General features: G+C 71.3%; 22 protein-coding genes. 8 read left to right on the forward strand and 14 right to left on the reverse strand.

Going from position 1 to position 26897, the window contains the following annotated elements; translation table 11 throughout:
* Position 1 precedes the first annotated feature (1 nt).
* The 6 genes from AB0M70_RS12115 to AB0M70_RS12140 form a co-directional block, all read right to left on the reverse strand.
* Entirely contained in the window at positions 2-694 is a 693-nt protein-coding gene (locus AB0M70_RS12115) for a GntR family transcriptional regulator (protein ID WP_365819138.1), read from the reverse strand.
* A 71-nt stretch (positions 695-765) separates the two neighbouring features.
* Positions 766-1767, reverse strand: coding sequence for a proline racemase family protein (locus tag AB0M70_RS12120; protein WP_365819140.1), 1002 nt, complete (start codon positions 1765-1767; stop codon positions 766-768).
* 35 nt (positions 1768-1802) lie between these two features.
* Complete coding sequence (locus AB0M70_RS12125) at positions 1803-2705, reverse strand: dihydrodipicolinate synthase family protein (protein WP_365819142.1); 903 nt, start codon at positions 2703-2705, stop codon at positions 1803-1805.
* Positions 2706-2742: 37 nt separating this feature from the next.
* A complete protein-coding gene (locus tag AB0M70_RS12130) occupies positions 2743-4179 on the reverse strand; it encodes an FAD-dependent oxidoreductase (RefSeq protein ID WP_365819144.1) in 1437 nt (478 codons plus the stop codon).
* Between the two features lie 97 nt (positions 4180-4276).
* Positions 4277-4579, reverse strand: a complete 303-nt coding sequence (locus AB0M70_RS12135; protein WP_365819146.1) for a (2Fe-2S)-binding protein — start codon at positions 4577-4579, stop codon at positions 4277-4279.
* On the reverse strand, positions 4576-5754 hold the full coding sequence (locus AB0M70_RS12140; RefSeq protein ID WP_365819148.1) for an FAD-dependent oxidoreductase: 1179 nt from the start codon (positions 5752-5754) through the stop codon (positions 4576-4578). Before AB0M70_RS12140 ends, AB0M70_RS12135 begins: the two co-directional genes overlap by 4 nt.
* A gap of 110 nt (positions 5755-5864) precedes the next feature.
* On the opposite strand from AB0M70_RS12140, the gene AB0M70_RS12145 reads away from it, so the two are divergent.
* The 3 genes from AB0M70_RS12145 to AB0M70_RS12155 all read left to right on the forward strand — a co-directional run bounded on the left by AB0M70_RS12145 (position 5865) and on the right by AB0M70_RS12155 (position 8656).
* Positions 5865-7298 (forward strand): aminopeptidase P family protein, encoded by a 1434-nt coding sequence (locus AB0M70_RS12145; protein WP_365819150.1) that lies wholly within the window; start codon positions 5865-5867, stop codon positions 7296-7298.
* Between the two features lie 138 nt (positions 7299-7436).
* The gene (locus AB0M70_RS12150; protein WP_365819807.1) at positions 7437-8180 is read left to right on the forward strand and encodes a polysaccharide deacetylase family protein; all 744 of its coding nucleotides are present in this window, start codon (positions 7437-7439) and stop codon (positions 8178-8180) included.
* Positions 8181-8197: 17 nt separating this feature from the next.
* Positions 8198-8656 (forward strand): SRPBCC family protein, encoded by a 459-nt coding sequence (locus AB0M70_RS12155; protein ID WP_365819152.1) that lies wholly within the window; start codon positions 8198-8200, stop codon positions 8654-8656.
* Between the two features lie 34 nt (positions 8657-8690).
* Here AB0M70_RS12155 and AB0M70_RS12160 read toward each other — a convergent pair whose 3' ends face one another.
* From AB0M70_RS12160 to AB0M70_RS12185, 6 genes are all read right to left on the reverse strand, one after another.
* On the reverse strand, positions 8691-9905 hold the full coding sequence (locus AB0M70_RS12160) for an FAD-dependent monooxygenase (RefSeq protein ID WP_365819154.1): 1215 nt from the start codon (positions 9903-9905) through the stop codon (positions 8691-8693).
* Between the two features lie 61 nt (positions 9906-9966).
* Positions 9967-11124, reverse strand: a complete 1158-nt coding sequence (locus tag AB0M70_RS12165; protein ID WP_365819156.1) for an XdhC/CoxI family protein — start codon at positions 11122-11124, stop codon at positions 9967-9969.
* 38 nt (positions 11125-11162) lie between these two features.
* Positions 11163-12641 (reverse strand): NCS2 family permease, encoded by a 1479-nt coding sequence (locus AB0M70_RS12170; protein WP_365819157.1) that lies wholly within the window; start codon positions 12639-12641, stop codon positions 11163-11165.
* Between the two features lie 302 nt (positions 12642-12943).
* A complete protein-coding gene (locus tag AB0M70_RS12175; RefSeq protein WP_365819159.1) occupies positions 12944-15334 on the reverse strand; it encodes a molybdopterin cofactor-binding domain-containing protein in 2391 nt (796 codons plus the stop codon).
* Positions 15335-15336: 2 nt separating this feature from the next.
* Complete coding sequence (locus AB0M70_RS12180; protein WP_365819161.1) at positions 15337-15930, reverse strand: (2Fe-2S)-binding protein; 594 nt, start codon at positions 15928-15930, stop codon at positions 15337-15339.
* Complete coding sequence (locus tag AB0M70_RS12185) at positions 15930-16820, reverse strand: FAD binding domain-containing protein (protein WP_365819163.1); 891 nt, start codon at positions 16818-16820, stop codon at positions 15930-15932. Before AB0M70_RS12185 ends, AB0M70_RS12180 begins: the two co-directional genes overlap by 1 nt.
* Before the next feature lie 340 nt (positions 16821-17160).
* On the opposite strand from AB0M70_RS12185, the gene AB0M70_RS12190 reads away from it, so the two are divergent.
* A complete protein-coding gene (locus AB0M70_RS12190; protein ID WP_365819165.1) occupies positions 17161-18861 on the forward strand; it encodes a PucR family transcriptional regulator ligand-binding domain-containing protein in 1701 nt (566 codons plus the stop codon).
* A gap of 154 nt (positions 18862-19015) precedes the next feature.
* Positions 19016-19777, forward strand: coding sequence for a hypothetical protein (locus tag AB0M70_RS12195; protein ID WP_365819167.1), 762 nt, complete (start codon positions 19016-19018; stop codon positions 19775-19777).
* Positions 19778-19979: 202 nt separating this feature from the next.
* Here AB0M70_RS12195 and AB0M70_RS12200 read toward each other — a convergent pair whose 3' ends face one another.
* Positions 19980-20804 carry a GntR family transcriptional regulator gene (locus tag AB0M70_RS12200; RefSeq protein WP_365819169.1) on the reverse strand — a complete coding sequence of 275 codons (825 nt, stop codon included), beginning with the start codon at positions 20802-20804 and terminating at the stop codon, positions 19980-19982.
* A 135-nt stretch (positions 20805-20939) separates the two neighbouring features.
* Between AB0M70_RS12200 and AB0M70_RS12205 the strand changes: the two genes are divergently transcribed.
* Positions 20940-21791 (forward strand): (2Fe-2S)-binding protein, encoded by an 852-nt coding sequence (locus AB0M70_RS12205; protein WP_365819171.1) that lies wholly within the window; start codon positions 20940-20942, stop codon positions 21789-21791.
* A gap of 232 nt (positions 21792-22023) precedes the next feature.
* Positions 22024-23094, forward strand: a complete 1071-nt coding sequence (locus AB0M70_RS12210) for a DUF2637 domain-containing protein (RefSeq protein WP_365819173.1) — start codon at positions 22024-22026, stop codon at positions 23092-23094.
* 39 nt (positions 23095-23133) lie between these two features.
* Here AB0M70_RS12210 and AB0M70_RS12215 read toward each other — a convergent pair whose 3' ends face one another.
* Positions 23134-23616: an ATP-binding protein gene (locus tag AB0M70_RS12215; RefSeq protein ID WP_365819175.1), complete on the reverse strand. Its 483-nt coding sequence runs from the start codon at positions 23614-23616 to the stop codon at positions 23134-23136.
* Positions 23617-23832: 216 nt separating this feature from the next.
* Here AB0M70_RS12215 and AB0M70_RS12220 point away from each other — a divergent pair, with 216 nt between their 5' ends.
* A complete protein-coding gene (locus tag AB0M70_RS12220; protein ID WP_365819177.1) occupies positions 23833-26892 on the forward strand; it encodes a glycoside hydrolase family 38 C-terminal domain-containing protein in 3060 nt (1019 codons plus the stop codon).
* The last annotated feature ends 5 nt before the right edge of the window (positions 26893-26897 follow it).

Raw genomic sequence — 26897 nt, forward strand, 5'->3', positions numbered from 1 at the left:
GCTATTCGGCCGCCCACAGTCCGCGCACATGACCGAGATGGCGGGTCATGACCGCGCGTACGGCGTCCTCGTCGCGGGCGAGCAGCGCGTCGAGGATCTCCAGGTGCTCCTCCGCGGAGGCCTGAAGGCGGCCCGCGTCGACGAGCGCCTGGAGGCCGTACAGGCGGGAACGCTTGCGCAGGTCGCCGACCACCTCGACGAGATGGTCGTTGCCGCAGAGCGCGAGCAGACCGAGGTGGAAGCGGATGTCGGCCTCGACGTACGCGATGAGGTCGCCGTCCGCCGCCGCGGTGACGATCGCCTGCGCGGTGGGGCGCAGAGCCTCGAGGTCGGCCGGGTCCGCCGAGGTGGCGAGTTCGGCCGTGGTGGGGATCTCGATCAGCGCACGGATGTGCTTGTACTCGTCGAGCTGTTTCTCGGAGACCGCGGTGACCCGGAAGCCCTTGTTGGGCACCGTGTCGACGAGGCCCTCCTTGGCGAGGTCGAGCATGGCCTCGCGGACCGGGGTCGCGGAGACACCGAAGCGCACGGCCAGGGTGGGCGCCGAGTAGACCTCGCCCGCGCGCAGCTCCCCCGCGATGAGCGCGGCGCGCAGCGCGTCCGCGACCCGTTCGCGGTAGCTGCTGCGCGTGCCCCCCAGGCTGGGCAGGGCGGCGGGGGCTGCGGACGGGGCGGGGTTGCGCCGGGCGGCCATGGGGAGGTCCCTCCTGGGTGCACTGTCAGGGTGCAATGTCACGTGCTACGAGTGGCCATTATCCCGGTCGGCTAGAGCACGAAGCCCGCGGGGAAGGGGTCGTCCGGGTCGAGGAGGTACTGCGCGGTGCCGGTCACCCAGGCGCGGCCGGTGAAACTGGGCAGGACCGCGGGGATGCCCGCGACCTCGGTGGTCCCCAGGAGCCGCCCGCTGAAGCGCGTGCCGATGAAGGACTCGTTGACGAACTCCGTGTCCAGGGGCAGCTCTCCGCGTGCGTGCAGCTGGGCCATGCGCGCACTGGTCCCGGTGCCGCACGGCGAGCGGTCGAACCAGCCGGGGTGGATGGCCATCGCGTGCCGGGAGTAGCGGGCGGTGGCGCCGGGAGCGTGGAGGTGGACGTGGTGGCAGCCGCGGATGGACGGGTCCTCGGGGTGCACCGGCTCGTCCTCGGCGTTGATCGCCTCCATCAGCGAGAGGCCCGCCGCGAGGATGTCGTCCTTGCGGCCGCGCTCGAAAGGCAGGCCGAACTGGTCCAGGGGCAGGATCGCGTAGAAGTTGCCTCCGTAGGCCAGGTCGTACGTCACCGAACGGCCGTCGGGCAGGGTGATCTTGCGGTCGAGTCCGACGGCGAAGGACGGCACGTTCTGGAGCGTGACGGCCTTCGCCGCGCCGTCCTCGACGGCGACCTCGGCGACGACGAGGCCCGCCGGGGTGTCCAGGCGGATCGTGGTGACCGGCTCGACGACCTCGACCATGCCGGTCTCGACGAGGACGGTGGCGACGCCGATGGTGCCGTGGCCGCACATCGGCAGATAGCCGGAGACCTCGATGTAGATCACGCCGTAGTCGCAGTCGGGCCGGGTGGGCGGCTGGAGGATCGCGCCGCTCATGGCCGCGTGACCGCGCGGTTCGTTCATCAGGAGCTGCTTGATGTCGTCGCGGTGCTCGCGGAAGTGGAGCCTGCGTTCGTTCATCGTCGCGCCGGGTACGGTGCCGATGCCGCCGGTGATCACCCGCGTCGGCATGCCTTCGGTGTGCGAGTCGACCGCGTGCAGGACGAGTTTGCTGCGCATGGCGGAGCCCTTTCGTAGGTGGCCGTGCGGAGGCGTCAGGCGAGCCCGGCGGCGGCCGTCCGTTCGGTGGCGGCGCGCACCGCCTTCTCCTGCTCGGGAAGCAGCGGCACGCGCGGCGGCCGGCAGGGGCCGCCGTGCCGTCCGACGATGTCCATGGACAACTTGATGGCCTGGACGAACTCGGGCCTGGAGTCCCAGCGCAGCAGCGGGTGCAGTTCCCGGTACAGCTCCTTCGCCGTGGTCAGCTCACCGGTCACGGCGGCGCGGTAGAGCTCGACGCAGGCGGCGGGCAGCGCGTTCGGGTAGCCCGCGACCCAGCCCTTGGCGCCGGCGAGGGCGAGTTCGAGCAGGACGTCGTCGGCGCCGATCAACAGGTCGAGTTCCGGGGCGAGTTCGGCGATGCGGTAGGCGCGGCGGACGTCGCCGGAGAACTCCTTGACGGCGTGGATGTACCCCTCGCCGTGCAGCTTGGCGAGTAGTTCGGGCTGCAGGTCGACCTTGGTGTCGATGGGGTTGTTGTACGCGACGACGGGGAGGCCCGCCTTCGCGACCTCCTCGTAGTGGGCGAGCACGGAGCGCTCGTCGGCGCGGTAGGCGTTGGGCGGGAGCAGCATCACCGAGGCGCAGCCCGCGTCCTTGGCCTGCTCGGCCCAGCGGCGGGCCTCGGCGGAGCCGTAGGCGGCGACGCCGGGCATCACGCGGCGCCCGCCGACCGCCGCGACGGCGGTCTGAACGACCTTGGCGCGTTCCTCGGGGGTGAGCACCTGGTACTCGCCGAGCGATCCGTTGGGGACGACGCCGTCGCAGCCGTTCTCGACGAGCCAGGCGCAGTGCTCGGCGTAACTGCCGTGAGCGACGGAGAGGTCGTCGTTCAGGGGCAGGGCGGTGGCGACGAGGACTCCGTGCCAGGGGCGGGGGCTGTCTGCGGACACGTTCATGGGCGAGGGTCCCTTCGTTGCGGTGCGGGGCTTGCTGCTAGGAGGAGGTCTGCTCGTCTTCGTCGGGGGCCTGTGCGAGCACGCCGAGCGGCACCGGTCGGGCGAACGGCCGCCGCGCGGACCGCTCCTCGCAGCCGGCGAGCCCGGCGACGGCCGCCGAGCACATGCGGCCCTGGCACCAGCCCATGCCGGCCCGGGTCAGGAGTTTCACGGTCCGCGCGTCCGTGGCCCCGAGCTCCTCGACGGCCTCGCGGACGGCCGACGCGGGAACCTCCTCGCAGCGGCAGACGAGGGTGTCGTCGCGGAGTTGTTCCGCCCAGTGCGCTGGCGGCTCGTACACGGCCTTGATCGCGGCGGCGAACTCCCGTGCCTTTGTACGTGCCTTGGCTGCGGCGGCCCATGCGCGTGGGTCGATGGCGCTCCCCCGCAGCCGGGCGGCGGCCGAGCGTCCGGCGATGTGTCCTTCGGCGAGGGAGAGGGCCGCGCCGCCGATGCCGGTCGCCTCCCCGGCGGCCCAGACGCCGGGGACATCGGTGCGCTGCTCGGCATCGACGGCGACGTCCACGCCGTCGACACGGCAGCCGAGGCCCTCGGCGAGATCGGTGTGCGGCAGCATGCCGTGGCCGACGGCGAGGGTGTCGCAGGCGATGCGCCGCTCGGTGCCGGGCCGCACCCGGCCCGCGGCGTCGAGCGCGGCGACGGTCACCGCCTCCAGCGCGTTCTTGCCGTGGGCTTCGACGACGGTGTGGCCGGTGGCCAACGGCACTCGGTGGCGCAGGAGTTGGGCGGCGTACTGAGCGCCCTCGGCCAGTTTGTACGGATGGGCGGCGAGGGTGGCGGCGTGCCGCGCGAAGGCCTTGGGTCCCGCGGATTCGACCAGGGCGGCCACCTCGGCGCCGGCTGCCGCGAGGCCGACGGCGACGGGCATCAGCAGCGGACCCGTTCCGGCCACGACGACGGTGCGGCCCGGCAGGACGAGCCCGCCCTTGAGCATGGCCTGCGCGCCACCGGCGGTGAGCACGCCGGGCAGGGTCCAGCCGGGGAACGGCAGGACCTTCTCGTACCCTCCGGTCGCGAGAAGCACGGCGTCGGCGGGCAGGGCTGCGGACTCCTGGTGGTCGGGGCCTAGGAGGGCGTGCACGGTGAAGCGGGGGCCGCCGGGCCCCGCCGCGTCCTCGAAGTCTCCTTCGACGAACCAGACGTGATGTTCCGTCAGGTGTGTGATGCGGCCCGCCGCGATCTGTCGCGCGAGGCCGTCCCGCAGTCGCTCCCACGTACGCCACTGGTGATGCAACGCCTGCGGGCGGCGTGCGCCGAGCGCGGCTGGGGGCTGCCGGTAGAACTGCCCGCCTGCCTGCGGGGCGGAGTCGATCACCGTGACCCGTACGTCCCGTTGCGCGGCGGCCAGCGCTGCGGCGAGGCCTGCGGGGCCGGCGCCGATCACCGCCAGCGTGCGGGGCTTCGCCTCCGGCATCACCGCCGGGCTCCCGGCATCCGCTCCTTGCCGAACAGGCCTCTCCCGCCCACCCACCCGATTACCCCGCAGCGACCAGCGCATCGATGCGCCGCCCTCACGCAACGTCCTCATCTCCGCTCCTGATCACATCTCCGGGCGCCGCCGGTACCAGGCAAGCCCGTTGATTCGGCAGTCCGTTGACCTCCACCAGGCAGTCGAAGCAGACGCCGATCCCGCAGAAGACGCCCCTTGGTTCGCCGCCCCGTCTCGTGGTGCGCCAGGCCGTGATGCCCGCCGACCAGAGCGCCGCGGCCACCGTCTGACCCGGCAGGGCCGGGATCTCCCGGCCGTCGAACGTGACGGTGTGCGGTGGCCCCGGGCGGGCGCGGACCAGGTTCAGCGGGGTGCGTTCGCTCATGGCGCCTCCTCGGGCGGGCGGGCGGCGAAACGGTCGGGGAGGAAGGGGGTCAGGTTCAGGTCCGGTGGCGCGCCACTCAGCACCTGGGCGATCAAGTGGCCCGTACCGGCGGCGAGTCCGATCCCCGCGCCCTCGTGACCGCAGGCGTGGATCAGCCCCGGCGCCCGCGCGTCGGGCCCGATGGCGGGGAGGTGGTCCGGCATGTAGGGGCGGAAGCCGACATACGCGCGCAGGGCCCGGACGTCGGCGAGGAACGGGAAAAGCCGCGTCGCCCCCGCCGCCAGGGCCCGCATGACCGGGAGCGAGAAGCTCCGGTCGAAGCCGACGCGCTCGCGGCTCGCGCCGATCAGGATCGGTCCCGCCGCCGTGCCCTCGACCACCGGCGACGTCTGCAGCGCGGCGGAACCGCTGGCCACGTCCGCCACGTAGTCGGCGGCGTACACCTTGTGCCGGACCATGCGCGGCAGCGGCTCGGTGACCAGGACGAAGCCGCGCCGCGGCAGCACGGGCAGGGCGACTCCGGCGGGGGCGGCGAGCTCGCCGCCCCAGGTGCCCGCCGCGTTCACGACGTACGGGGCGTGGATCTCGCCCCGGTCGGTGCGGACCCCGCGTACCTCGCCACCCGCGGTCCGCAGCACGGCGGTGACCGTCCACCCTGTGCGGAGCTCGGCGCCCAAGCCCCGCGCCAGGCGCACCAGTTGGGCCGCGGCCAGCGTCGGCATCACCTGGGCGTCCTGCGGGTAGTGGATGCCGCCCGCCGTGCCGGGAGCGAGGTGCGGTTCCAGGTCGTGCAGTTCATCGGCCGCGACGGTCCGGGCGTCGACCCCGGCCGCGCGCTGCCCCACGGCGAACTCCCCCAGCGCCGCGAGCCCTTGGCCGGTGGACGCGACGACCACGCCGCCCTTGGCCTCGTACTCGATGCTCGCGCCCACGCCCGGTTCCGCCGCGAGCTCCGTCCACAGGCGCCCTGACAGCAGGGCGAGTTCGAGCTCGGGTCCTGGTTCCTTGTCGGACACGAGGATGTTGCCCTCGCCGGATCCGGTCGTGCCGCCGCCCACCGGGCCGCGGTCCACCAGGACGACGGAGAGTCCGGCGCGCGCCGCGTACAGGGCACAGGCGGCGCCCACCATCCCGGCGCCGACCACTACAACATCGCAGGTCAGCCGCTTTGTCACGCCAGTACTATGTCACATGTTCCCTTACGGGCCAAGGGTCTCTACGCTGGCGGAACCGCCCCAGAGCACTCCGCCACGAGCCCCGGAACGGGGAAGAGAAGGTGACATCGATGGCCAAGAAGAAGGCGTCCCGCGTACGCAAGAACGGCCTGTATCCCGAGATCTCCGAGGAACTCTCCGCCCTGATGCGGACGGGCTGGGCCGACACCGAGCAGCGCGACCTGCGCCCGGCGGAACAGACCCCGCACGCGGCCCGCCGCCGCGCCGCCCTGTCCGCGCTGTTCCCGGGCGAGCGCCTGGTGATCCCCTCCGGGAAGCTCAAGGTCCGCTCGAACGACAGCCATTACCCCTTCCGCCCGTACTCCGCGTACGTCCACATGACCTGCGACCAGGCACGGGACTGCGCCCTGGTCCTCGAACCCCGCGCCGGGGGCGAGGGCCACGACGCGCACCTCTACCAACTCCCCCGCGACAGCAGGGACAGCGACGAGTTCTGGACCGGCATGACGGCCGAGCTCTGGATGGGCCGCAGGCGCAGCCTCGCCGAGTCCGAGCTGCTGCTCGGCCTGCCCTGCCGCGACGTCCGCGACGCACCCGCGGAGCTCGCCGCCCTCGACGTACCGACCCGCATCGTGCGCGGCCACGACCCGGCGCTCGAGGAGGCCCTGACGACCGACGAGGAGCGCGACGCCGAGCTGGAGGAGGCACTCTCGGGCCTGCGCCTGGTCAAGGACGACTGGGAGATCGGCGAGCTGCGCAAGGCGGTGGACTCGACGGTGCGCGGATTCACCGATGTCGTACGGGAGTTGGCGACCGCCGTCGCCACATCGGAGCGCTGGATCGAGGGGACCTTCTTCCGCCGCGCCCGCCTGGAGGGCAATGACATCGGCTACGGCTCGATCTGCGCGGCGGGCGAGCACGCCACGATCATGCACTGGCAGGACAACGACGGCCCGGTGCGCCCCGGCGAACTGCTGCTCCTGGACGCGGGGGTGGAGACCCACACCCTCTACACCGCCGACGTCACCCGTACCCTCCCGGTCGACGGCACCTTCACCCCGCTCCAGCGCAAGATCTACGACGCGGTGTTCGAGGCACAGGAGGCGGGCATCGCCGCCGTGAAGCCGGGCGCCGCCTACCGCGACTTCCATGACGCGGCGCAGCGCCACCTCGCGTACAGGCTCGTGGAGTGGGGCCTGCTCGACGGCGACCCGGAGCGGGTCCTCGCGCTCGGGCTGCAGCGCCGCTTCACCATGGCGGGCACGGGCCACATGCTCGGCCTCGACGTCCATGACTGCGCCCAGGCCCGCACCGAGGAGTACGTCGGCGGAGTACTGGAGGAGGGCATGGTGCTCACCGTCGAACCGGGCCTGTACTTCCAGCCGGACGACCTCACGGTGCCCGAGGAGTACCGGGGCATCGGGGTCCGCATCGAGGACGACATCCTCGTCACGGCCGACGGCAACGAGAACCTGTCGGCCGGTCTGCCGCGTGAGTCCGCCCAGGTCGAAGCCTGGATGGACGGCCTCGTGAGCGGCAGCTGAAGCAGCGCGGCCGGGGCGCGCGGGCTTGCCAGGACCCCTCTATACACACCGTATATACACGCTATGTATAGTGCTCGCATGTCCGCTGCACAGAGCAAGATGAAGAGATCAGCCCCAGGGTTCCGTCGAGCCGCATACATGACGGCCATGACCGCCGCGGTCATGGCCGTCGCCCTGACGGGGTGCACGAAGGTGGACACCACCTCCCCCAGCTCCGTGCGCAAGGACGCGCCTTCGGTGGGCGTGAAGGGCCGGGCGAAGGTCGGGACGGTCGACTGCCGCAGCATCAAGTGCGTGGCCCTCACGTTCGACGCGGGGCCCAGCGAGAACTCGGCGCGGCTGCTCGACATCCTCAAGGAGGAGAAGGTGCCCGCCACCTTCTTCCTGCTCGGCAAGAACCACATAGCCGAGCACCCCGAGCTCGTGAAGCGCATGGACGCCGAGGGGCACGAGGTGGCGAGCCACACCTGGTCGCACAAGATCCTCACCGACATCACGCCGGACGAGGCGCGCGAGGAACTGCGCAAGCCGAACGAGGCGATAGAGAAGCTGATCGGCCACAAGCCGACGCTGATGCGCCCCCCGCAGGGCCGCACCAACCCGGACGTCAACAAGATCTCGCGCGAGGAGGGCCTCTCGGAGGTCCTGTGGAGCGTGACCGCCAAGGACTACACGACCAACGACTCCGCGCTGATCAAGAAGCGCGTCATCGACCAGACCGAGCGGGACGGCATCATCCTGCTGCACGACATCTACAAGGGCACGGTGCCCGCGGTGCCGGGCATCATCGACGAGCTGAAGAAGCGCGGCTACGTCTTCGTGACGGTTCCGCAGCTGCTCGCGCCGGGGAAGGCCGAGCCGGGCAAGGTCTACCGCCCGTAACCTGGCAGGATCGCCGTGTGGCTCTCTTCCGTATCGACCGGGAATCATCCCTGCCCGCCGACGACGTCTGGCGCCGGCTCACCACCTGGGAGCGGCACGCCGACGTGGTCCCGCTGACCCGGGTCGTCGTGCGGACCCCGCCGCCCCACGGGGAAGGAACGGTCTTCGTCGCCCGCAGCGGGCTCGGCCCCGTCGGCTTCGACGACGTGATGGAGGTCGTGACGTGGCGTCCTGCCGAGGCGGGCGGCGGCGTGTGCCGGCTGGAGAAGCGGGGTTCGTTCGTGACGGGGTGGGCGGAGATCGAGGTGTCCCCCCGGGCCGGGGCGGCCGGTTCGACGGTGCTCTGGCGGGAGGAACTGCGCGTGCGCTGGCTGCCCGCGGTCTTCGACAAGGTGCTCGCGGCCGCCGGACGGCGGATGTTCGGGCGGGCGGTGGACGGGCTGCTCTCCGGGCCCCCGCACCGCCCCTTCGCGTGAGGAGCGCGGGACCCGAAGTCCGGCTCAGCCCAGTTCAGTCCCGCGAGGCCCGTACCCGCCCGTGCAGCGTCCGCGCCACCCTCGGGCCCAGCCACCGCTTCATCCGGCGCAGGGGCTCCAACTGCTCGGCGGCGCGGTCGATCCGGTAGTACAGCTGCGGCGGGATGTGCGGCAGCAGCGGTGAGTGGCGCTGGCCGAGGAGCGCGAACATCTGGGCCGGGTCGAGGCCGATGTAGCGCGGCAGGTTCTCGTACCACCGGGCGCTGTAGCGGGCCGCGCTCTGGACGGAGAGAAGGGCCGAGCGCCGCTCCCGTTCGTAGCTCGTGAGGGCGGCGGTGAGGTCGGTGCTCCCCCGCAGCGCGTCCGCCAGGGCGATCGCGTCCTCCAGGGCCAGCGTCGTGCCCGCGCCGATCGAGTAGTGCGTGGTGTGCGCGGCATCCCCGAGCAGGACCACGTTGCCGCGGTGCCACGTCCGGTTGGTCAGCGTACGGAAGGTGAGCCACTGCGCGCTGCCGTCGGACTGCGCCCGGCCGATCAGGCGGTGCCCGTCCAGGGGCCCGGCGAAGAGCCGCTCCAGGAGGGCGAGCCCGTCCGCCTCGCTCGCCTCGTGCAGGCGAAGGCCCCTCCAGGTCTGCGGGGAGCACTCGATGACGCAGGTGCTCTTCTCGTCGCTGAAGCGGTAGCCGTAGCACCAGATCCAGCCGTGCGCGGTCTCCACGAAGGCGAAGGTGAAGGAGTCGAAGACCTTGGTGGTGCCGAGCCAGATGTACTTGTTGCGGCCGAGCGTGACCTCGGCGCCGAAGTGGTCCGTGTGGCGCTCCCGCAGGGCGCTCCTGACGCCGTCGCCCGCGACGACCAGATCGGCGTCGGAGAGTTGGGCCGCGTCGGTGATCTCCCGCTCGAACTCGACCCGTACGCCGAGGGAACGGGCCCTGCTCGTGAGGATGTCGAGGAGCCGGTGGCGCCCGATGCCGTGGCCCTCGTCGCCGTGGTGCACCGTCGTGCGGTCGCCGACGTGGGCGACGCCGTCGCTCCAGCGGACCGAGTGTTCACTGATGGCGCGCGCGGACTCCGGGTCGCCGGCCTGGAGCTTCTCCAGGAGGCCGCCCCAGTAGGTGACCCCCCACCCGTACGTCGAGCCTTCCGGGTTGCGCTCGTGGACGGTGATGTCGTGGGACGGGTCCTGCCGCTTGAGCAGGATCGAGAGGTACAGGGCGGCGGGCCCGCCACCGACGCAGGCGACCTTCACGAATGCTCCTCTTGCGTCACAAAGTGATCAATTCGTGACGCAAGGTAGCAGCAGGGGCAGCTCAGGCCACGGACCCGATGCGCCCGGCGGGCCGCCCCGAGCCGTCGTGGTGGATCGGCGTGTGGGCGCCCGTCAGCGAGACGCCGCTGCCGCCGCGCCGGTTCGCGACGATCTCCGCGGCGATGGAGAGGGCCGTCTCCTCCGGGGTGCGCGCGCCGAGGTCCAGGCCGATGGGCGAGCGCAGCCTGGCCAGTTCCAGCTCGCTGACTCCGACCTCGCGCAGCCGCTTGTTGCGGTCCTCGTGCGTGCGGCGCGATCCCATCGCGCCCACGTAGGCGACCGGGAGGCGCAGGGCCAGTTCGAGCAGCGGCACGTCGAACTTGGCGTCGTGCGTCAGCACGCACAGGACGGTACGGGCGTCGGTTTCCGTGCGCTTCAGGTACTCGTGCGGCCATTCGACGACGATCTCGTCCGCGTCCGGGAACCGTGCCGCCGTGGCGAAGACGGGCCGCGCGTCGCAGACGGTCACGCGGTAGCCGAGGAACGTGCCGATCCTGACGAGCGCGGACGCGAAGTCGATGGCGCCGAACACGATCATGCGGGGCGGCGGGACGCTCGACTCGACGAGCAGGGTGAGCGGCTGTCCGCAGCGGGAGCCGTCCTCGCCGATCTCCACCGTGCCCGTGCGCCCTGCGTCCAGCAGGGCGCGGGCCTCGCCCGCGGCGGTGCGGTCCAGCTCGGGATGTCCGCCGAGCCCGCCCTCATGAGGGGCGTCGGCGTCCGACCGTACGAGAAGAGCGCGGCCCACGAGTTCCGCCGGGCCGGAGGTGATGCGGGCGACGGCCGCGGCCTCGCCCGAAGCGGCGGCCGCGAGCGCGGCCGCGACGACCGGCCGCGCGGAGGAGTCCGCGCGGACCGGGGTGACGAGGATGTCGATGATGCCGCCGCAGGTCAGACCCACGGCGAAGGCGTCCTCGTCGCTGTATCCGAAGCGTTCGACGACGCTTTCGCCGTCCTGAAGGGCCTGTTGGCACAGTTCGTAGACGGCGCCTTCCACACACCCGCCGGAGACGGAGCCGATGGCCGTGCCGTCGGAGTCGACGGCCAGGGCCGCGCCGGGCTGCCGGGGCGCGCTGCCGCCGACCGCCACCACGGTGGCGACGGCGAAGTCGCGTCCCTGCTCGACCCACCGGTTCAGCTCTTCGGCGATGTCCAGCATGTCCGTCTCCTAACGGGTGTGTGAGGGCCTGGAGGGGGCTACTTGACGCCCATCCAGTTCTCGATCGGGTGGAGCGCGAAGAAGGCCAGGAACACGAGGGCGAGCACCCACATGAGCCAGCCGATCTCACGAGCCCTGCCCTGCGCGGCCTTGATCAGGACGTGGGCGATGACACCGGCCGCGATACCCACCGTGATGGAGTACGTGAACGGCATCAGGACCGTGGTCAGGAACACCGGGATGGCGGTGGCCTGGTCGGTCCAGTCGATGTGCCGGGCGTTGCTCAGCATCATCGCGCCGATGACCACCAGGGCGGCGGCCGCGACCTGCGTCGGGATGAGCTGCGCGAGCGGGGTGAAGAAGAGGCACAGCGTGAACGCGAGGCCGGTGACCACGCTCGCGAAGCCGGTGCGCGCCCCGTCGCCGACGCCGGCGGTGGACTCGACGAAGACCGTCTGGCCCGACGCACCGGCGAGACCGCCGACGACGCCACCGGCACCGTCGATCGCCAGTGCCTTGTTCAGGCCCGGCATCTTGCCGTCCTTGTCGGCGAGGTTGGCCTGCTGGCCGATGCCGATGATGGTGCCCATGGCGTCGAAGAAGCCGGCGAGGACCAGGGTGAAGACGATGACACCCACGGTGATGCCGCCGATGTCGCCGATGCCGCTGAAGGACACCTCGCCGAAGAGCCCGAAGTCGGGCGACGAGACGACGGAGCCGTCGATCTCCGGGGCGTTCAGGCCCCAGTCCTTCTCGGTCATGCCCGCGAACTGGTGGACGAGCGCGGCGAAGACGGTGCCGCCGACGATGCCGATGAGGATCACGCCGGGGACCTTGCGGACCTGCAGCAGGAAGATCAGCAGGACGGTGACGGCGAAGCACAGGACGGGCCAGCCGATGAGCTTGTCGTCGATGCCCATCTGGATCGGCTTGGCGCCCATGTCGCCGTGCTTGGACGGCATGGAGGTGACGAAGCCCGCCTGGACCAGGCCGATCAGCGTGACGAACATGCCGATGCCCATGGTGATGGCGTGCTTCAAAGCCAGCGGGATCGCGTCCATGATCAGGGTCCGCAGGCCGGTGAGGACCAGCAGGATGATGATGACGCCGTAGATGATGCACATCGCCATCGCGTTGCCCCAGGTCATCTCCGGGGCGACCTGGAAGGCCATCACGGCGGAGACGCCGAGTCCCGCCGCCAGGGCCAGCGGCACATTGCCGAGGATGCCCATGACGATGGTGGTGGCGGCCGCCGCGAAGACGGTGGCGGTGGTCAGCTGGTCACCGTCGAGGCGGTGTCCCGTGGCGTCGGGAACCGAGAGGATCACCGGGTTGAGCAGGATGATGTAGGCCATCGCCATGAAGGTGGTGATGCCGCCGCGCACCTCCCGGCCGACGGTGGAGCCTCTGTGCGTTATGTGGAAATACCGGTCCAGCCAAGACCTGCCGGCGGGGACGCGTGAGCCGTTGCCCGCGTCCTCAGCGGTGGTCTTCGGCTCCGTTGACTGCTGGGTCATGGTGCCTAACTCCCAAGGTTCAAAGGGGCACCCGCAACAGGCGGTTCACAAGAGGGTTGGGCCTGTGGAGACTGCGGGATTTGGGATGATGCGTTGGGCGCACGACCCGGGGGACGGCCCGAGACGAACTGGGGCTCCGAAGAGCGTGGGTGCTGCGTGGGTGACGCGTGGGTGATACGTGGGTGCTGCTCAGGTACTGCGATGACCGCGAGCGGTGCGGTACTGGGGTTCTCCGGGCGGCGCGAGCGGTAGGAAGTGTGACGTTCCGAGGGAGGCGCGCGCCGCCCGGAGAGATCGTGGGGTCAGGTGCCGGTGAGGTGTTCCGGACGTACCGGCGTCTTGTTCAGCTCCAGACCCGTCGCGTTCCGGATCGCCGCGAGGACGGCCGGCGTCGAGGAGAGGGTCGGGGCCTCGCCCATGCCGCGAAGGCCGTAGGGCGCGTTCGGGTCGGCCAGTTCGAGCACGTCGACCGGGATGGTCGGCGTGTCGAGGATGGTCGGGATGAGGTAGTCCGTGAAGGAGGGGTTGCGCACCTTCGCGGTCTTCGGGTCGACGATGATCTCCTCCATCACCGCGACGCCCAGGCCCTGGGTGGTGCCACCCTGGATCTGGCCGACGACGGAGAGCGGGTTGAGCGCCTTGCCGACGTCCTGGGCGGTGGCGAGCTCGATGACCTTGACCAGGCCGAGCTCGGTGTCCACCTCGACGACCGCGCGGTGCGCGGCGAACGAGTACTGGACATGGCCGTTGCCCTGACCGGTCTTCTTGTCGAAGGCCACGGTCGGACGGTGCCGCCACTCGGCCTCGACCTCGACGCTCTCGCCTTCGAGCAGCTCGGCCAGGTCCGCGAGGGTCTCGCCGCCGTCGGTGACGACCTTGCCGCCCTCCAGGAGGAGTTCGGCGGTGGCCCACGCCGGGTGGTACGAGCCGAACTTGCGGCGGCCGATCTCCAGGACCTTCTCGCGGACGAGCTCGCAGGAGTTCTTGACCGCGCCACCGGTGACGTACGTCTGACGGGACGCGGACGTCGAACCGGCGCTGCCCACCTGGGTGTCGGCGGGGTGGATCGTCACCTGCTGGACGCCGAGCTCGGTGCGGGCGATCTGCGCGTGGACGGTGATGCCGCCCTGGCCGACCTCCGCCATCGCGGTGTGCACGGTCGCGACCGGCTCGCCGTTGATGACCTCCATGCGCACCTTGGCGGTGGAGTAGTCGTCGAAGCCCTCGGAGAAGCCGACGTTCTTGATGCCGACCGCGTAGCCGACGCCACGGACGACGCCTTCGCCGTGCGTGGTGTTGGAGAGGCCGCCGGGCAGCGCGCGGACGTCGGCGCCCTCGCTGGACTCCCACTGGCGCTCGGGCGGCAGCGGGCGGGCCTTGACGCGGCGCAGGATCTCGGCGACCGGGGCCGGCGAGTCGACGGGCTGACCCGTCGGCAGGAGCGTGCCCTGCGACATGGCGTTGAGCTGGCGGAACTCGACCCGGTCCATGCCCACCTTGTCGGCGAGCTTGTCCATCTGGGCCTCGTAGGCGAAGCAGGCCTGGACGGCGCCGAAGCCGCGCATCGCGCCGCACGGCGGGTTGTTGGAGTAGAGGGCGATCGCCTCGATGTCGACGTCGTCGATCACGTACGGACCGACCGACAGGGACGAGGCGTTGCCCACGACCGCCGGGGACGCCGACGCGTAGGCGCCGCCGTCCAGGACGATCCTGCACTTCATGTGCGTGAGCTTGCCGTCCTTGGTGGCGCCGTGTTCGTAGTACAGCTTCGCCGGGTGGCGGTGCACGTGGCCGAAGAAGGACTCGAAGCGGTTGTAGACGATCTTGACCGGCTTGCCGGTGCGCAGCGCCAGGAGGCAGGCGTGGATCTGCATCGAGATGTCCTCGCGGCCGCCGAACGCGCCGCCGACGCCGGAGAGCGTCATGCGCACCTTGTCCTCGGGCAGGCCGAGGACGGGGGCGATCTGTTCGAGGTCCGAGTGCAGCCACTGGGTGGCGACGTACAGGTCGACGCCGCCGTCCTCGGCCGGTACGGCGAGGCCGGACTCCGGGCCGAGGAAGGCCTGGTCCTGCATGCCGAAGGTGTACTCGCCCTTGACGATGAAGTCGGCCTTCTTGGCGGCCTCTTCGGCGTTGCCCCGGATGATCGGCTGGTTGTGCACGATGTTCGGGTGCGGGACGTGCTTGATGTACTCGTCGGTGCGGCCCTCGTGGACGAGGACGGCGTCCGGAGCGGTCGCCGATGCCTCGTCGGTGATGACGGGCAGTTCCTTGTACTCGACCACGATCTTCGCGGCGGCACGGCGTGCGGTCTCCGGGTGGTCGGCGGCCACGAGGGCGACCGGCTCACCGTGGTGACGGACCTTGCCGTGGGCGAGGACCGGGGTGTCCTGGAGCTCCAGGCCGTAGTTCTTCATCTCGGCCGGCAGGTCGTCGTACGTCAGGACGGCGTAGACGCCGGGCGTCTTGAGGGCCTCGACGGTGTCGATCGAGACGATCTCGGCGTGCGCGACGGTGCTGCGGAGCGTCTGGCCCCAGAGCATGTCCTCGTGCCACATGTCCGAGGAGTACGCGAACTCGCCGGTGACCTTGAGGGTGCCGTCCGGGCGGAGCGTGGACTCGCCGATGCCGCCCTTGTTGTGCTTCTGGGTGACTTCGGTGGGCGCGCCCGTGGTGGTCTTCGTTCCAGCCATGATCAGACCGTCTCTTCCTGACGGGCGGCCGCCAGGCGGACCGCGTCCAGGATCTTCTCGTAACCGGTGCAGCGGCAGAGGTTGCCGGAGAGCGCCTCGCGGATGTCGGCGTCCGACGGCGAGGCGTTGCGCTCGAGCAGCTCGTCGGCGGCGACGAGGAGACCGGGGGTGCAGAACCCGCACTGGACGGCGCCGGCGTCGATGAACGCCTGCTGGATCTGGGAGAGTTCACCGCCCTCGCCGGTCTGGCCGTCGGTGCCTTTCGCCTGCCACTGGCGGGCTTCCTGGAGGCTGGTGCCGCCGCAGACGGAGCCGCAGGCGCCGCCCGGGTGGGCGTCGTCGCGGTGCTTGGCGTAGTCCGCGAGGCCCTCGACGGTGACGACCTCGCGGCCCTCGACCTGTCCGGCGGCGACCAGACACGAACACACCGGCACGCCGTCGAGACGGACGGTGCAGGAACCGCACTCGCCCTGCTCGCAGGCGTTCTTGGAGCCCGGGAGCCCCATGCGCTCACGCAGGACGTACAGAAGGGACTCGCCCTCCCACACGTCGTCGGCTTCCTGCTGACGGCCGTTGACCGTGAAGTTCACGCGCATTATGCGACTCCCTCAGTGCTGCGGCCGTTGCCGCGGTACGACTCCCAGGTCCAGCCGAGCGTGCGGCGGGCCATGATGCCGACGGCGTGCCGGCGGTAGTTCGCCGTGCCGCGGACGTCGTCGATCGGGTTGGCGGCACCGGAGGCGAGCTCCGCGAACTGCTTGGCGATCGAGGGGGTGATGATCTTCTTGCTGTCCCAGAAGCCGCCCTCTTCGAGCGCCGCGTTCAGGAATTCCTCGGCCGCCTTCGCCCGGATGGGGGTAGGGGCCGCTGAGCCGATGCCGGTCCGTACGGTCCGGGTCTCGGGGTGCAGGGCGATGCCGAAGGCGCACACGGCGATGACCATCGCGTTGCGGGTGCCGACCTTCGAGTACTGCTGGGGGCCGTCCGCCTTCTTGATGTGGACGGACTTGATCAGCTCGTCCTGGGCGAGGGCGTTGCGCTTCACGCCGGTGTAGAAGTCGTCGATCGGGATGAGGCGCGAGCCGCGTACGGACTCCACCTCGACCTCGCAGTCGGCGGCGAGGAGCGCCGGGTGGGCGTCACCGGCCGGGGACGCCGTGCCGAGGTTGCCGCCGACGCCGCCGCGGTTGCGGATCTGCGGCGATGCGACCGTGTGCGAGGCGAGCGCGAGGCCGGGGAGCTCGGTGCGCAGCTCCTCCATGATCGTGGTGTACGGAACCGAGGCGCCCAGTTGGACCGTCTCCTCGCCGACCGCCCACTCGCGCAGCTCGGCGATGCGGTTGAGGTCAAGCAGGTACTCGGGACGACGGTGGTCGAAGTTGATCTCGACCATCACGTCGGTGCCACCCGCAATCGGCACAGCTGTCGGGTGCTCGGCCTTGGCGGCGAGCGCCTCCTCCCAGCTGGCGGGGCGAAGGAAGTCCATGAGGCTCTCTTCTTCGTATCGTGGGTCGTTCGCTTCAAGGGACTTCGTTCAGGCCACTGGTGCCGTTCGTCCCTCGACTGCTCGTTCATGTGCTGTTAACGCGGAGTGGGGCAAGTACACCGCCCCTGCGTCCGATGGGGTCAGTCACCGAAACCATGAAGGAGTTGGCTGGCCAAGGCGCGCGTCTTGTAGATTCGTATGAAGAACGGGCCTCAGTAACCTCGCGGCTTCCCCCTGGAAACCGGAGGCTCCCCAGGACACGGGGGCTCCGGTCCACACAGAGTCGACAGACACGGACTGTCTGTACATCCCATTCGAGACAAGATCGGCGGCGACCACCATGCGGCTGCGCGCACTCCTTGACACCGACGCGCTGGGCCTGCGGCTGCTCGGCGGTGAGGACGAGCTCGACCGCACCGTGCGCGGTGTGATGACCACCGACCTGCGCGACCCGAGCCGGTATCTCGCGGGCGGCGAGCTGGTCCTGACCGGTCTCGCCTGGCGCCGCGACGCCAAGGACACCGAACCCTTCGTACGGACCCTCGCGAGCGCCGGAGTGGCGGCGCTCGCGGCGGGCGAGGCCGAGCTGGGCGACGTCCCCGACGACCTCGTCGAGGCCTGCGCCCGGCACCGTCTGCCGCTGTTCGCCGTGAACGAGTCGGTCGCCTTCGCGACGATCACCGAGCACGTCGTGCGCCAGGTGTCCGGCGAGCGGGCCGGTGACCTGGCGGCCGTCGTCGACCGGCACCGCCGTCTGATGACCTCGGGTCCCACGGGTGGCGGCCCCGACGTCGTCCTGGACCTGCTGGGCTCCGACCTGGACCTGCGGGCCTGGGTCCTGTCCCCCGCGGGCCGCGCCATCGCGGGGTCGAGCGCCGCGGGCCCCGCCCTGCCGGCGGCCGTGTGCGCGCGTCTGGCGGGCGAACACCTGGCCGCGGCCCGCACGGGACGCCGGGGCCCTCACCGGGTCCAGGTGGACGGCTCGACGTACTCCCTGTTCCCCATCCGGAGCAGTGGGCGCGGTTCGGGTTCGGCGGCCACCGCGGCGAGCACGGCGGCGCTGCGCGACGTACGCGAGACGGTCCTCTCGGACTGGCTCTTGGCCGTCGAGGCGGACGCCGGCGACTGGCCCGAGGAGCGGCTCGACCTGCTGCAGGGCGTCACCCAGCTGATCGCCGTGGAGCGCGACCGGCGCGACGCCGCACGGACCGTACGGCGCAGGCTGGCCCAGGAGGTCCTCGAACTCGTCCAGACGGGCGCGGCCCCCGCGGAGATCGCGGCGCGCCTGCGGGTCGCCGCACCCGTGCTGCTGCCCGGCCTGGGCGCGGCACCGCACTGGCAGGTCGTGGTGGCCCGCGTGGAGTGGGACGGGGGCGAGATCGAGGGCGGCCCGGTGGCCCAGTCCCTCCTGGAGGAAATCCTCGTGGACCCCCTGTCGGCGGGCCCCGAGCCGTCCGACCGCATCGCGGTGGCCCATACGGGTGACGAGGCGATCGCGCTCGTGCCGCTGCCCGCGGTCTCCACGGAGCACGACGGCTCGGAGACGGGCCTGCTTGCCGACTCCCTCCTGGAGTCCGTCCGCGACCCGCTCTCGGCGGGCCTCGACGGCGACGGCCGCCTCACGCTCGGCGTCAGCGCGTCCGTGCACTCGGCCGAGGGCCTGCGCGGCGCCCTGGAGGAGGCCCGGCACGCCCGCAGGGTCGCGGCGGCGCGTCCTGGCCGGGTCTGCGCCGCGGGCCACCAGGAACTGGCCTCGCACGTCCTGCTGCTTCCCTTCGTCCCCGACGACGTGCGCCGCGCGTTCACGGCCCGCCTCCTCGACCCGCTGCGGGACTACGACCGGCGCCACCGGGCGGAGCTCATCCCGACCCTGGAGGCGTTCCTCGACTGCGACGGTTCCTGGACGCGCTGCGCGGCGCGACTGCACCTGCACGTCAACACGTTGCGCTACCGAGTCGGCCGTATCGAGCAGTTGACGAGTCGTGACCTCTCACGCCTCGAGGACAAGCTCGATTTCTTCCTGGCACTGCGCATGAGCTGACACGGGCGACCTGCGGCAAACACCTTTCATGGCCCGCCCTTTGTGAAATCTTTCACCCAGCCCCTTGGCCGGGTGCGCCGATCCATGCTGAGATGCGCCCACTACTCAACAGCTCGATGGCGTGCTCGGGGAGGGCAACGTGGCGCATACCGCCATGTCTGGTTCCGGAACGACTGCAGGGGACGATCCACTCCAGACCGCGGTATGGCGGCTGCGCTCGCGCGGCTGTTGGACCGACGCGGCCGCACTGCTCGCCTCGCGGGAGGGCCCGGGGCCCGCCCTGCAGAGAACCTCGCTCCTGGTGGAGCGGTGCCTGTTCACGGGAGAGGGCTGGGCCGAGGCGGAGGACGGGCTGCGGACCGCCGAGGCGCTGGCCGTGGAGGACGAGGACCGCGGGGCCGCGGCCTGCGAGCGCGGCCAGCTCGCGTACGCCTCCACGGTGCTCGCGGTGCGGGACCGGGCCGACGAGGCGCGTACGGCGCTGGGGCGGGCGGCGGCGCTGCTCGCCCCGAACACTCCGGGGCGTCCCCTGCTCGACTTCCGCCGGGGGCTCATCGCCGAGCACATCTCGGATTCACCCCAGGCGGCGCGGGCCGCCTACCGGCGGGCTCATGCGGGCGCGACGGCGCATGCCGACCCTCTCCTGCTCTCCTTCACGTGGCGCCACCTGGCCGGACTCGCCCTGCGGGAGGGCGAGTTGGCGGAGGCGCGGCACGGGTTCGCGGAGTCGCTGCGGATTCGGGAGGAGCTGGGGTACTTGGTGGGGACGGCGCCTGCGCTGGCGGCGCTGGCCGACACGGAGCCCGAGCCGGAGGCGGGCCGCCTCCGCGCGGAGGCGGCCCGCCTTTTCCGCCTGATGGGCGGGGTGCCGTCGTGGCTGGCCCAGCATTTGTCACCACCTGCGCCGGCGGCGTAGCCCCGCGGCCTAGGCGCACCGTCATCACCGGCTTCGCCGAGTTCGTCCTCAAACGCCGGACGGGCTGAATGATCTCGGCCGGGCTGGATAGATCCAGCCCGGCCGGCGTTTGAGGCCATCTTTTCGGGGGTCCAGGGGGCGAAGCCCCATGGTTTCGGGAAGGGGCGGGGTTGGGGAAAGCCCCGCAGGGAAAGCCCTGACCTCAGCCCCCCGCCCCCGCAAAGTGCTCCCGCACCAGGGTCTGGACAACGGCCAGATCCTGCACAACCAACGCCTCCAGCAGAGCCATGTGCTCAGCCGCATCAGCAACAAGATCCGCACGCCGAGCATGGACGGGCCCACTCACCAGGGGCCACTGCGACCGCCGATGAAGATCATCCGCCACCTGCACCAGCTGCCGATTGCCCGAAAGGGCAAGGACCGCCCCGTGAAAGGCCCGGTCAGCCTCCGCGTACCGGGCAAGATCCCCGCCCGCCGCAGCCACCGCACTCGCCTCCGCGAGGGGCCGCAACTCACACCACCGCGCGGCAGGCACCGTACGGGCGAGCCGCAGCATCACCGGCACCTCGATCAGCGCCCGCACCTCCGCCAGCTCCCCCAACTCCCGCGCGCTCCGCTCGGTGACCCGGAAGCCGCGGTTCGGCACGACCTCCACCGCCCCCTCGATGGCCAACTGCTGCATGGCCTCGCGCACCGGAGTCGCAGACACCCCGAAGCGCTCGCCGAGCACGGGCGCCGAGTACACCTCGCCGGGCGCGAGATCGCCGCCGACGAGCGCGTCCCGCAGGGCGTCGAGGATCTGGCCGCGCACCGAGTTCCGCTGGATGGACTTGCGGGGCGCGGGAACCGGCACCCGTACGGCCGATTTCCCGTGTCCCCCGTGTTCCCCACGTTCCCCGTGCGTGTGCTCACCGCGGGCGGCGGCGGAGGGCGTCGCCGGAGCCGCGTCGCGGGCCGTCGCGGCCCGCACCTGCTCCGGCACACGGGCGGCGAGGCGGTACGCGTCATGCGCTCTGCCCTGCTCCACGAGGTCCACCCCAAAGTCCGCTCGGTCCGAAAGGTACGAGAGGCACCATAGGCGGACAGCCCCGCAGTTGAAACCTCGATCATTCTGGGTAAGGTTAGGCTTACCTGTAATCGATCGTGATTCGGTGGTTCCCGCATGTCCGTTCCCACCTTGGCGAAGCGCGCCACGAGCGCCCTCGCGGACGCCTATGCCCGCCTCACCGAGGTGTTCCCCGGACTGCTCGTGACCGAGCTCGGCGAACGCGAGCAGGCCCCACAGGGCGACGGCTGGGTCACCGCCGCCCGGCTCGCGGAGGGCGGGGCCGACCTCGAGGCGTTCATGGCGTGGGACGAGGCACAGGTCCTGCGGGACTACGGACAGGCGGGGCGCCCGGACGTCATCGCGAGCTTCGCGCTGCACCGCTACGCCTGGCCCGCCACCCTCCTCATCACCATGCCGTGGTTCCTGCACCGCCGTGTGCCGCGCTACCCCGTGGAGAACGTGTCTTTCCAGCGCACCCTCGGCCGCCTCGCCGTACGCAGCGCGGGCTTCGCCTGTCTGCCCGGCGATCCCGCCGCCGGGCTCCCGGGCGCCCGCGTGGTGCCGGACGAGGAGGCCCTGCGCGCGGAGGTGCGGGCCTCCGTCGCCGAGCACCTGGGACCACTCCTTGACGCCTTCGGGCCCCGAATGCGGCGCCGCTCGCGCGCCCTGTGGAGCGTCGCCACGGACGAGATCGTCGAGGGGCTCTGGTACATCGCCCACCTCCTCGGCGAGGAGCAGCGCGCCACGACGGAGCTGGAGCGGCTGCTCCCCGGCGCCACGAAGCCGTACGTGGGCACGGCGGGGTTCCGTGAGCTGCGGGGGCCGAACGGCGAGTCCCTGCCGACGCGGGACCGCGCGAGCTGCTGCATGTTCTACACGCTGCGCCCCGAGGACACCTGCGTGACCTGTCCGCGCACCTGCGACGCGGAGCGCGTCGAGCGCCTCAGCGCCGCCGCGGCAGCCTGACGCGAGCCTCGGTCCGAGCCGAAACCGCGGCCCCTCCCCCTTGAACCACCCTTTCGTGTTCGTTTAATCGAACTCAACTTCCCGTGCCGGGGCCCCAGTTCGAGCAAAACGGCGCGCGCCGCACCCCTTTGCACCCCCCTTGGCGTCTTCTTGCCCAAAAACCCCTCTGGGGGTCATCGGGATTGGGCCACTATGGCGCCCGAACGCCCTACCGCGACGCAAGGGACCCCAGATGAGACTGACCGACATATCGCTGGACTGGCTGCTTCCGGGTGGCGTCCTGCTCCTGGGCATGCTGGTGGCGGTGGCGGTACTCGCACGCGGCAAGCGCGCCGGGCAGAAGGCGGCCGCCGGAGCCTCCGGCGACGACTCTTGGGAACGCAGCGAGGAGCGCCGCAGGCGCAAGGAAGCAATCTATGGATCGGCCTCGTACGTCCTGCTGTTCTGCTGTGCGGCGGTCGCCGCCGCACTCTCCTTCCACGGCCTGGTCGGCTTCGGCCGGCAGAATCTCAACCTCACCGGTGGCTGGGAGTATCTGGTCCCGTTCGGGCTCGACGGCGCGGCGATGTTCTGCTCCGTGCTCGCCGTGCGCGAGGCCAGCCATGGTGACGCGGCGCTCGGCTCGCGACTCCTGGTGTGGACGTTCGCGGGCGCGGCCGCCTGGTTCAACTGGGTGCACGCGCCCAGGGGACTCGGCCACGCGGGCGCCCCGCAGTTCTTCGCCGGGATGTCGCTGTCGGCGGCGGTGCTCTTCGACCGCGCGCTGAAGCAGACCCGCCGCGCGGCGCTGCGCGAACAGGGCCTGGTGCCGCGGCCGTTGCCGCAGATCCGGATCGTACGGTGGCTGCGCGCACCACGGGAGACCTTCGGCGCCTGGTCGCTGATGCTCCTCGAAGGCGTACGCAGTCTCGACGAGGCGGTCGAGGAGGTCCGCGAGGACCGGCGCGAGAAGGAGCGCACCCGGACCCGCAGGCGGGACCGGGAGAAGCTGGAACGTGCGCAGCTCAAGGCGATCAGCAGGGGCCATCGCAGCCTGCCGAGCCGTGGCGGCGGGCGTCAGGTCGATCTGCCGGCGGTCGCGCCGGCGACCGGGTCCGCGCAGGTCGGCGCGGACCCTGCCATAGCGCCGCAGGAACAGGAACAGGAGCAGTTGCCCCTGCGCTCCCGTCCCGCTCTGCAGGCCGTGAAGAACGGCGCTGAACCCGTCACCGTCGACCTCACGGCCGAGGACGACACCCAGGCGCTGCCGCGGCTCGACTCCCTTGAGCGCAAGCTCAAGGATCTGGAGCAGCAGTTCGGCTGATGTCAGCGGCGCAGGAAGGGAGTTGAGCGGCGGCCCGGCTCATGCCGGGCCGCCGTCCAGCTCGAACCACACCACCTTCCCGACCCCGTGGGCCCGCACGCCCCACGCGTCGGCGAGGGACTGCACGAGCATCAGGCCCCGGCCATGCGTGCTGTCGTCGGCATTCGGCACGCAGAGCTTCGGACGGCGTCCCACGAAGTCCCTGACCTCGACGCGCAGCCTTCCGGGCCGCACGGTCGCCGTCAGGATGGCGTCGCGATCGGTGTGCACCAGTGCGTTCGTCACGAGCTCGCTGGTGAGCAGCTCGGCCACCTCGGATCTTCCGGGCCTCCCCCAGGTCCGGAGCAGTTCGCGCAGTGCGCCCCTGACCTCAGGGACCGCCCGCAGGTCGGATCTCCCCAATCTGCGCCGGAGTTGAGCCCTATGGAGCTCCACCGGCTTGTCGTCGATCGGCCCGTCCCTTGCTATCGGCGAAGACGTCCCGAACTGAATGGGACTGCCCCCTCTTGCTTGCCTTGTCATGACCCCCGCCCACAAACGAGTCAATTCCTCCCTGCTCGAACACGCTCACGGAATTCATGCCCCACTCGGTTGGCGGCACTCATGTCCATTCGTCAACCATTGGAGTGGGTGCGCCCGAGCCCGGCGGGGAAGTGAAGCCGTGAACCGTTCCTGCTTGATCCCGTCCGGGCCCGATCGCGCCACATCGGCCCCGCCCGAGTGCTTTGAGGAGCCGCCGTGCACGACGACCGACTGCTGGTGGAGGGACGCCTGGAGCGCGCCCTGCGGCAGTTCATCCGCCCCGCCCAGTACGCGGACCGTGTGCCGCTCGGCCTCTCCGTCTGGCACGCGCCGGGCGAACCCGTCCCCGTCGCCGAGGCTCTCGACGCCACGTACGAGCCGTTCGAGACGGGCACCGCCTGGGGAAAACCCTGGTCAACCAGTTGGTTCCGGCTGCGCGGTCAGGTGCCCGACGACTGGCGCGGGCGCCACGTCGAGGTGGTCGTCGATCCCGGCTTCACGGGTGAGGGCCCCGGCTTCCAGGCGGAGGGCCTGGTGTACGACGCGTCTGGCGTCCCTCTCAAGGGCATTCACCCGCGCAACCGGCACATTCCCGTGGCAGCCTCCGCACAGGGCGGCGAGCAGGTGCACCTCCTCCTGGAGGCGGCGGCCAACCCCGCGATCCTGCACGACTTCGAACCGACACCCCTGGGCGACGTACTGACCGCGGGTGATGGCCTCATCTACCGATTCGCGTCTGCCGACCTCGCCGTACTGGACGAGGACGTCTGGCGGTTGACGCTGGACATCGAGGTCCTCTCCGAGCTGATGTACGAACTGGACGCGGCCCGTCCGCGCCGTCACGAGATCCTGCGCGCCCTGGAGCGGGCGCTCGACGCGCTGGATCTGCACGACGTGTCGGGCACGGCCGCGGCGGCGCGGGCCGAGCTGACGGAGGTCCTCGCGAGCCCCGCCCACGCCAGCGCGCACCGGGTCTCCGCCACCGGGCACGCCCACATCGACTCGGCCTGGCTGTGGCCGCTGCGCGAGACGGTGCGCAAGGCGTCCCGCACCTTTGCCAATGTGACGGCGCTCGCGAAGGACTATCCGGAGCTGGTCTTCGCCTGTTCACAGGCCCAGCAGTACGCCTGGGTCAAGGAGCACCAGCCGCACATCTGGGAGCGCATCAAGAAGGCCGTCGCGGACGGCAACTGGTCCCCGGTGGGCTCCATGTGGGTCGAGTCGGACGCCAACATGCCGGGCGGCGAGGCCCTTGCCCGGCAGATCACGCACGGCATGCGGTTCTTCCGCGAGGAGCTGGGCGTGGAGACGGAGGAGATCTGGCTGCCGGACTCCTTCGGCTACACGGCGGCGTTCCCGCAGCTGGCGAAGCTCGCGGGCGTCCGCTGGTTCCTCACCCAGAAACTGAGCTGGAACCAGTCCAACAAGATGCCGCACCACACCTTCTGGTGGGAGGGCATCGACGGCACCCGCGTCTTCACGCACTTCCCGCCGGTCGACACCTACAACTCGCAGATCCATGGCGCCGAACTCGCGCACGCGGAGAAGAACTTCACCGAGAAGGGGCGTGCCTCCCGCTCTCTTGTCCCGTTCGGCTGGGGTGACGGCGGCGGCGGCCCGACCCGCGAGATGCTGGAGAAGGCACGGCGGCTGCGGTCCCTGGAGGGGTCGCCGCGCGTCGAGATCGAGAAGCCGTCGACGTTCTTCGCCGCCGCCGAGGAGGAGTACGGGGCGGGGGCGCCGGTCTGGTCCGGCGAGCTCTATCTGGAGCTGCACCGCGCCACGTACACCACGCAGGCGGCCACCAAGCGCGGCAACCGGCGCACCGAACACGCCTTGCGCGAGGCGGAGTTGTGGTGCACGGCCGCCGCGGTCCGCGACCCCGCGTATGTCTACCCCTACAGCACCCTCGACCGGCTGTGGAAGACGGTGCTCCTGCACCAGTTCCACGACATCCTGCCGGGTTCGTCGATCGCCTGGGTGCACCGGGAGGCGCGTGACACGTACGCGCGCGTGCTCGCCGAGCTGGACGAGATCACCGCGGCGGCGGTCCGTTCCCTCGGCGCGGGCGGGCCCGTCGCGCTCAACGCGTCGCCGTACGCCCGCAGCGAGGTCGTCAGGGCCGACGATGGCTCCCTCGTGCACGTGAACGTCCCGGCCCTGGGGAGCAAGAGCCTCGAGGAGTCCGCCGCCTACACGCGGGAGACCGGGGCGACCGCGCTGCTCGCCGACGGCGAGATCCAGTTGCTGAACGAGCACCTGCGCGTGGCCATCGACGCGGACGGCCTGCTGACCTCCGTGCACGACATCGACGCGCACCGCGAGGTCCTGTCCCCCGGCTCGCGCGGCAATCTCCTCCAGCTGCATCCCGACCACCCCACGCACTACGACGCGTGGGACCTGGACAAGCACTACCGCAACACGCACACCGACCTCACCGAGGCCGAGTCCGTGGAGCTGGTCGAGGACGGGCCGCTGCGGGTCGCCGTCCGTGTGGTGCGGGCCTTCGGGAAGTCGCGGATCACCCAGGAGATCCGCCTCGCGGCGGGCAGCCGACGCGTCGACGTCGTCACGGACGTCGACTGGCAGGAGTCGGAGAAGGTGCTCAAGGCCGCCTTCCCGCTGGACGTGCACGCCGAACGGTCCGCCGCCGAGATCCAGTTCGGGCACGTGCACCGCTCCACGCACGCCAACACCGGCTGGGACGCGGCCCGTTTCGAGATCTGCGCGCACCGCTGGCTGCGGGTCGCCGAGGACGCGTACGGCGTGGCGGTGCTCAACGACTCGACGTACGGCCATGACGTGACGCGCACCCCGCACGGCGAGGGGCTCGGCACCACCGTGCGGCTCACCCTGCTGCGTGCCCCGCACAGCCCGGACCCGGAGACGGACCTGGGCGTGCACCGCTTCACGTACGCCCTGCTGCCCGGCGCGACGACGGGTGACGCGGTCGCGGAGGGCCTTGCCCTGAACCTGCCGCTGCGGGTGGCCGCCGGGCCCGCCCTGCCCTCCCTCGTCGCCGTCGACAACCCGGCGGTGACCGTGGAGTCGGTGAAGCTCGCGGACGACGGGAGCGGCGATGTCGTGGTACGGCTCTACGAGTCGCGGGGCGGACGCGCGGCGGCCACGCTCACCACGTCGTTCGCGGTGGGCGCGGCCGAGGTGACCGACCTCCTGGAGCGACCGCTCGAACCGGCCCACACCGATGACGCGGGGCTCGTGCTCGCGCTGCGGCCGTTCCAGATCGTCACGCTGCGGCTGCGTCCCGCACGCTGACCGTA

The sequence above is a fragment of the Streptomyces sp. NPDC051214 genome (genome assembly GCF_040682375.1).
Lineage (GTDB): Bacteria > Actinomycetota > Actinomycetes > Streptomycetales > Streptomycetaceae > Streptomyces.

Bases quoted from the DNA above. Each gene is read 5' to 3' on its own strand.
- AB0M70_RS12115 (WP_365819138.1), bottom strand. From the start codon at position 694: ATGGCCGCCCGGCGCAACCCCGCCCCGTCCGCAGCCCCCGCCGCCCTG.
- AB0M70_RS12120 (WP_365819140.1), bottom strand. From the start codon at position 1,767: ATGCGCAGCAAACTCGTCCTGCACGCGGTCGACTCGCACACCGAAGGC.
- AB0M70_RS12125 (WP_365819142.1), bottom strand. From the start codon at position 2,705: ATGAACGTGTCCGCAGACAGCCCCCGCCCCTGGCACGGAGTCCTCGTC.
- AB0M70_RS12130 (WP_365819144.1), bottom strand. From the start codon at position 4,179: ATGCCGGAGGCGAAGCCCCGCACGCTGGCGGTGATCGGCGCCGGCCCC.
- AB0M70_RS12135 (WP_365819146.1), bottom strand. From the start codon at position 4,579: ATGAGCGAACGCACCCCGCTGAACCTGGTCCGCGCCCGCCCGGGGCCA.
- AB0M70_RS12145 (WP_365819150.1), top strand. From the start codon at position 5,865: ATGGCCAAGAAGAAGGCGTCCCGCGTACGCAAGAACGGCCTGTATCCC.
- AB0M70_RS12150 (WP_365819807.1), top strand. From the start codon at position 7,437: ATGACGGCCATGACCGCCGCGGTCATGGCCGTCGCCCTGACGGGGTGC.
- AB0M70_RS12165 (WP_365819156.1), bottom strand. From the start codon at position 11,124: ATGCTGGACATCGCCGAAGAGCTGAACCGGTGGGTCGAGCAGGGACGC.
- AB0M70_RS12170 (WP_365819157.1), bottom strand. From the start codon at position 12,641: ATGACCCAGCAGTCAACGGAGCCGAAGACCACCGCTGAGGACGCGGGC.
- AB0M70_RS12175 (WP_365819159.1), bottom strand. From the start codon at position 15,334: ATGGCTGGAACGAAGACCACCACGGGCGCGCCCACCGAAGTCACCCAG.
- AB0M70_RS12180 (WP_365819161.1), bottom strand. From the start codon at position 15,930: ATGCGCGTGAACTTCACGGTCAACGGCCGTCAGCAGGAAGCCGACGAC.
- AB0M70_RS12185 (WP_365819163.1), bottom strand. From the start codon at position 16,820: ATGGACTTCCTTCGCCCCGCCAGCTGGGAGGAGGCGCTCGCCGCCAAG.
- AB0M70_RS12190 (WP_365819165.1), top strand. From the start codon at position 17,161: ATGCGGCTGCGCGCACTCCTTGACACCGACGCGCTGGGCCTGCGGCTG.
- AB0M70_RS12195 (WP_365819167.1), top strand. From the start codon at position 19,016: ATGTCTGGTTCCGGAACGACTGCAGGGGACGATCCACTCCAGACCGCG.
- AB0M70_RS12205 (WP_365819171.1), top strand. From the start codon at position 20,940: ATGTCCGTTCCCACCTTGGCGAAGCGCGCCACGAGCGCCCTCGCGGAC.
- AB0M70_RS12210 (WP_365819173.1), top strand. From the start codon at position 22,024: ATGAGACTGACCGACATATCGCTGGACTGGCTGCTTCCGGGTGGCGTC.
- AB0M70_RS12215 (WP_365819175.1), bottom strand. From the start codon at position 23,616: ATGACAAGGCAAGCAAGAGGGGGCAGTCCCATTCAGTTCGGGACGTCT.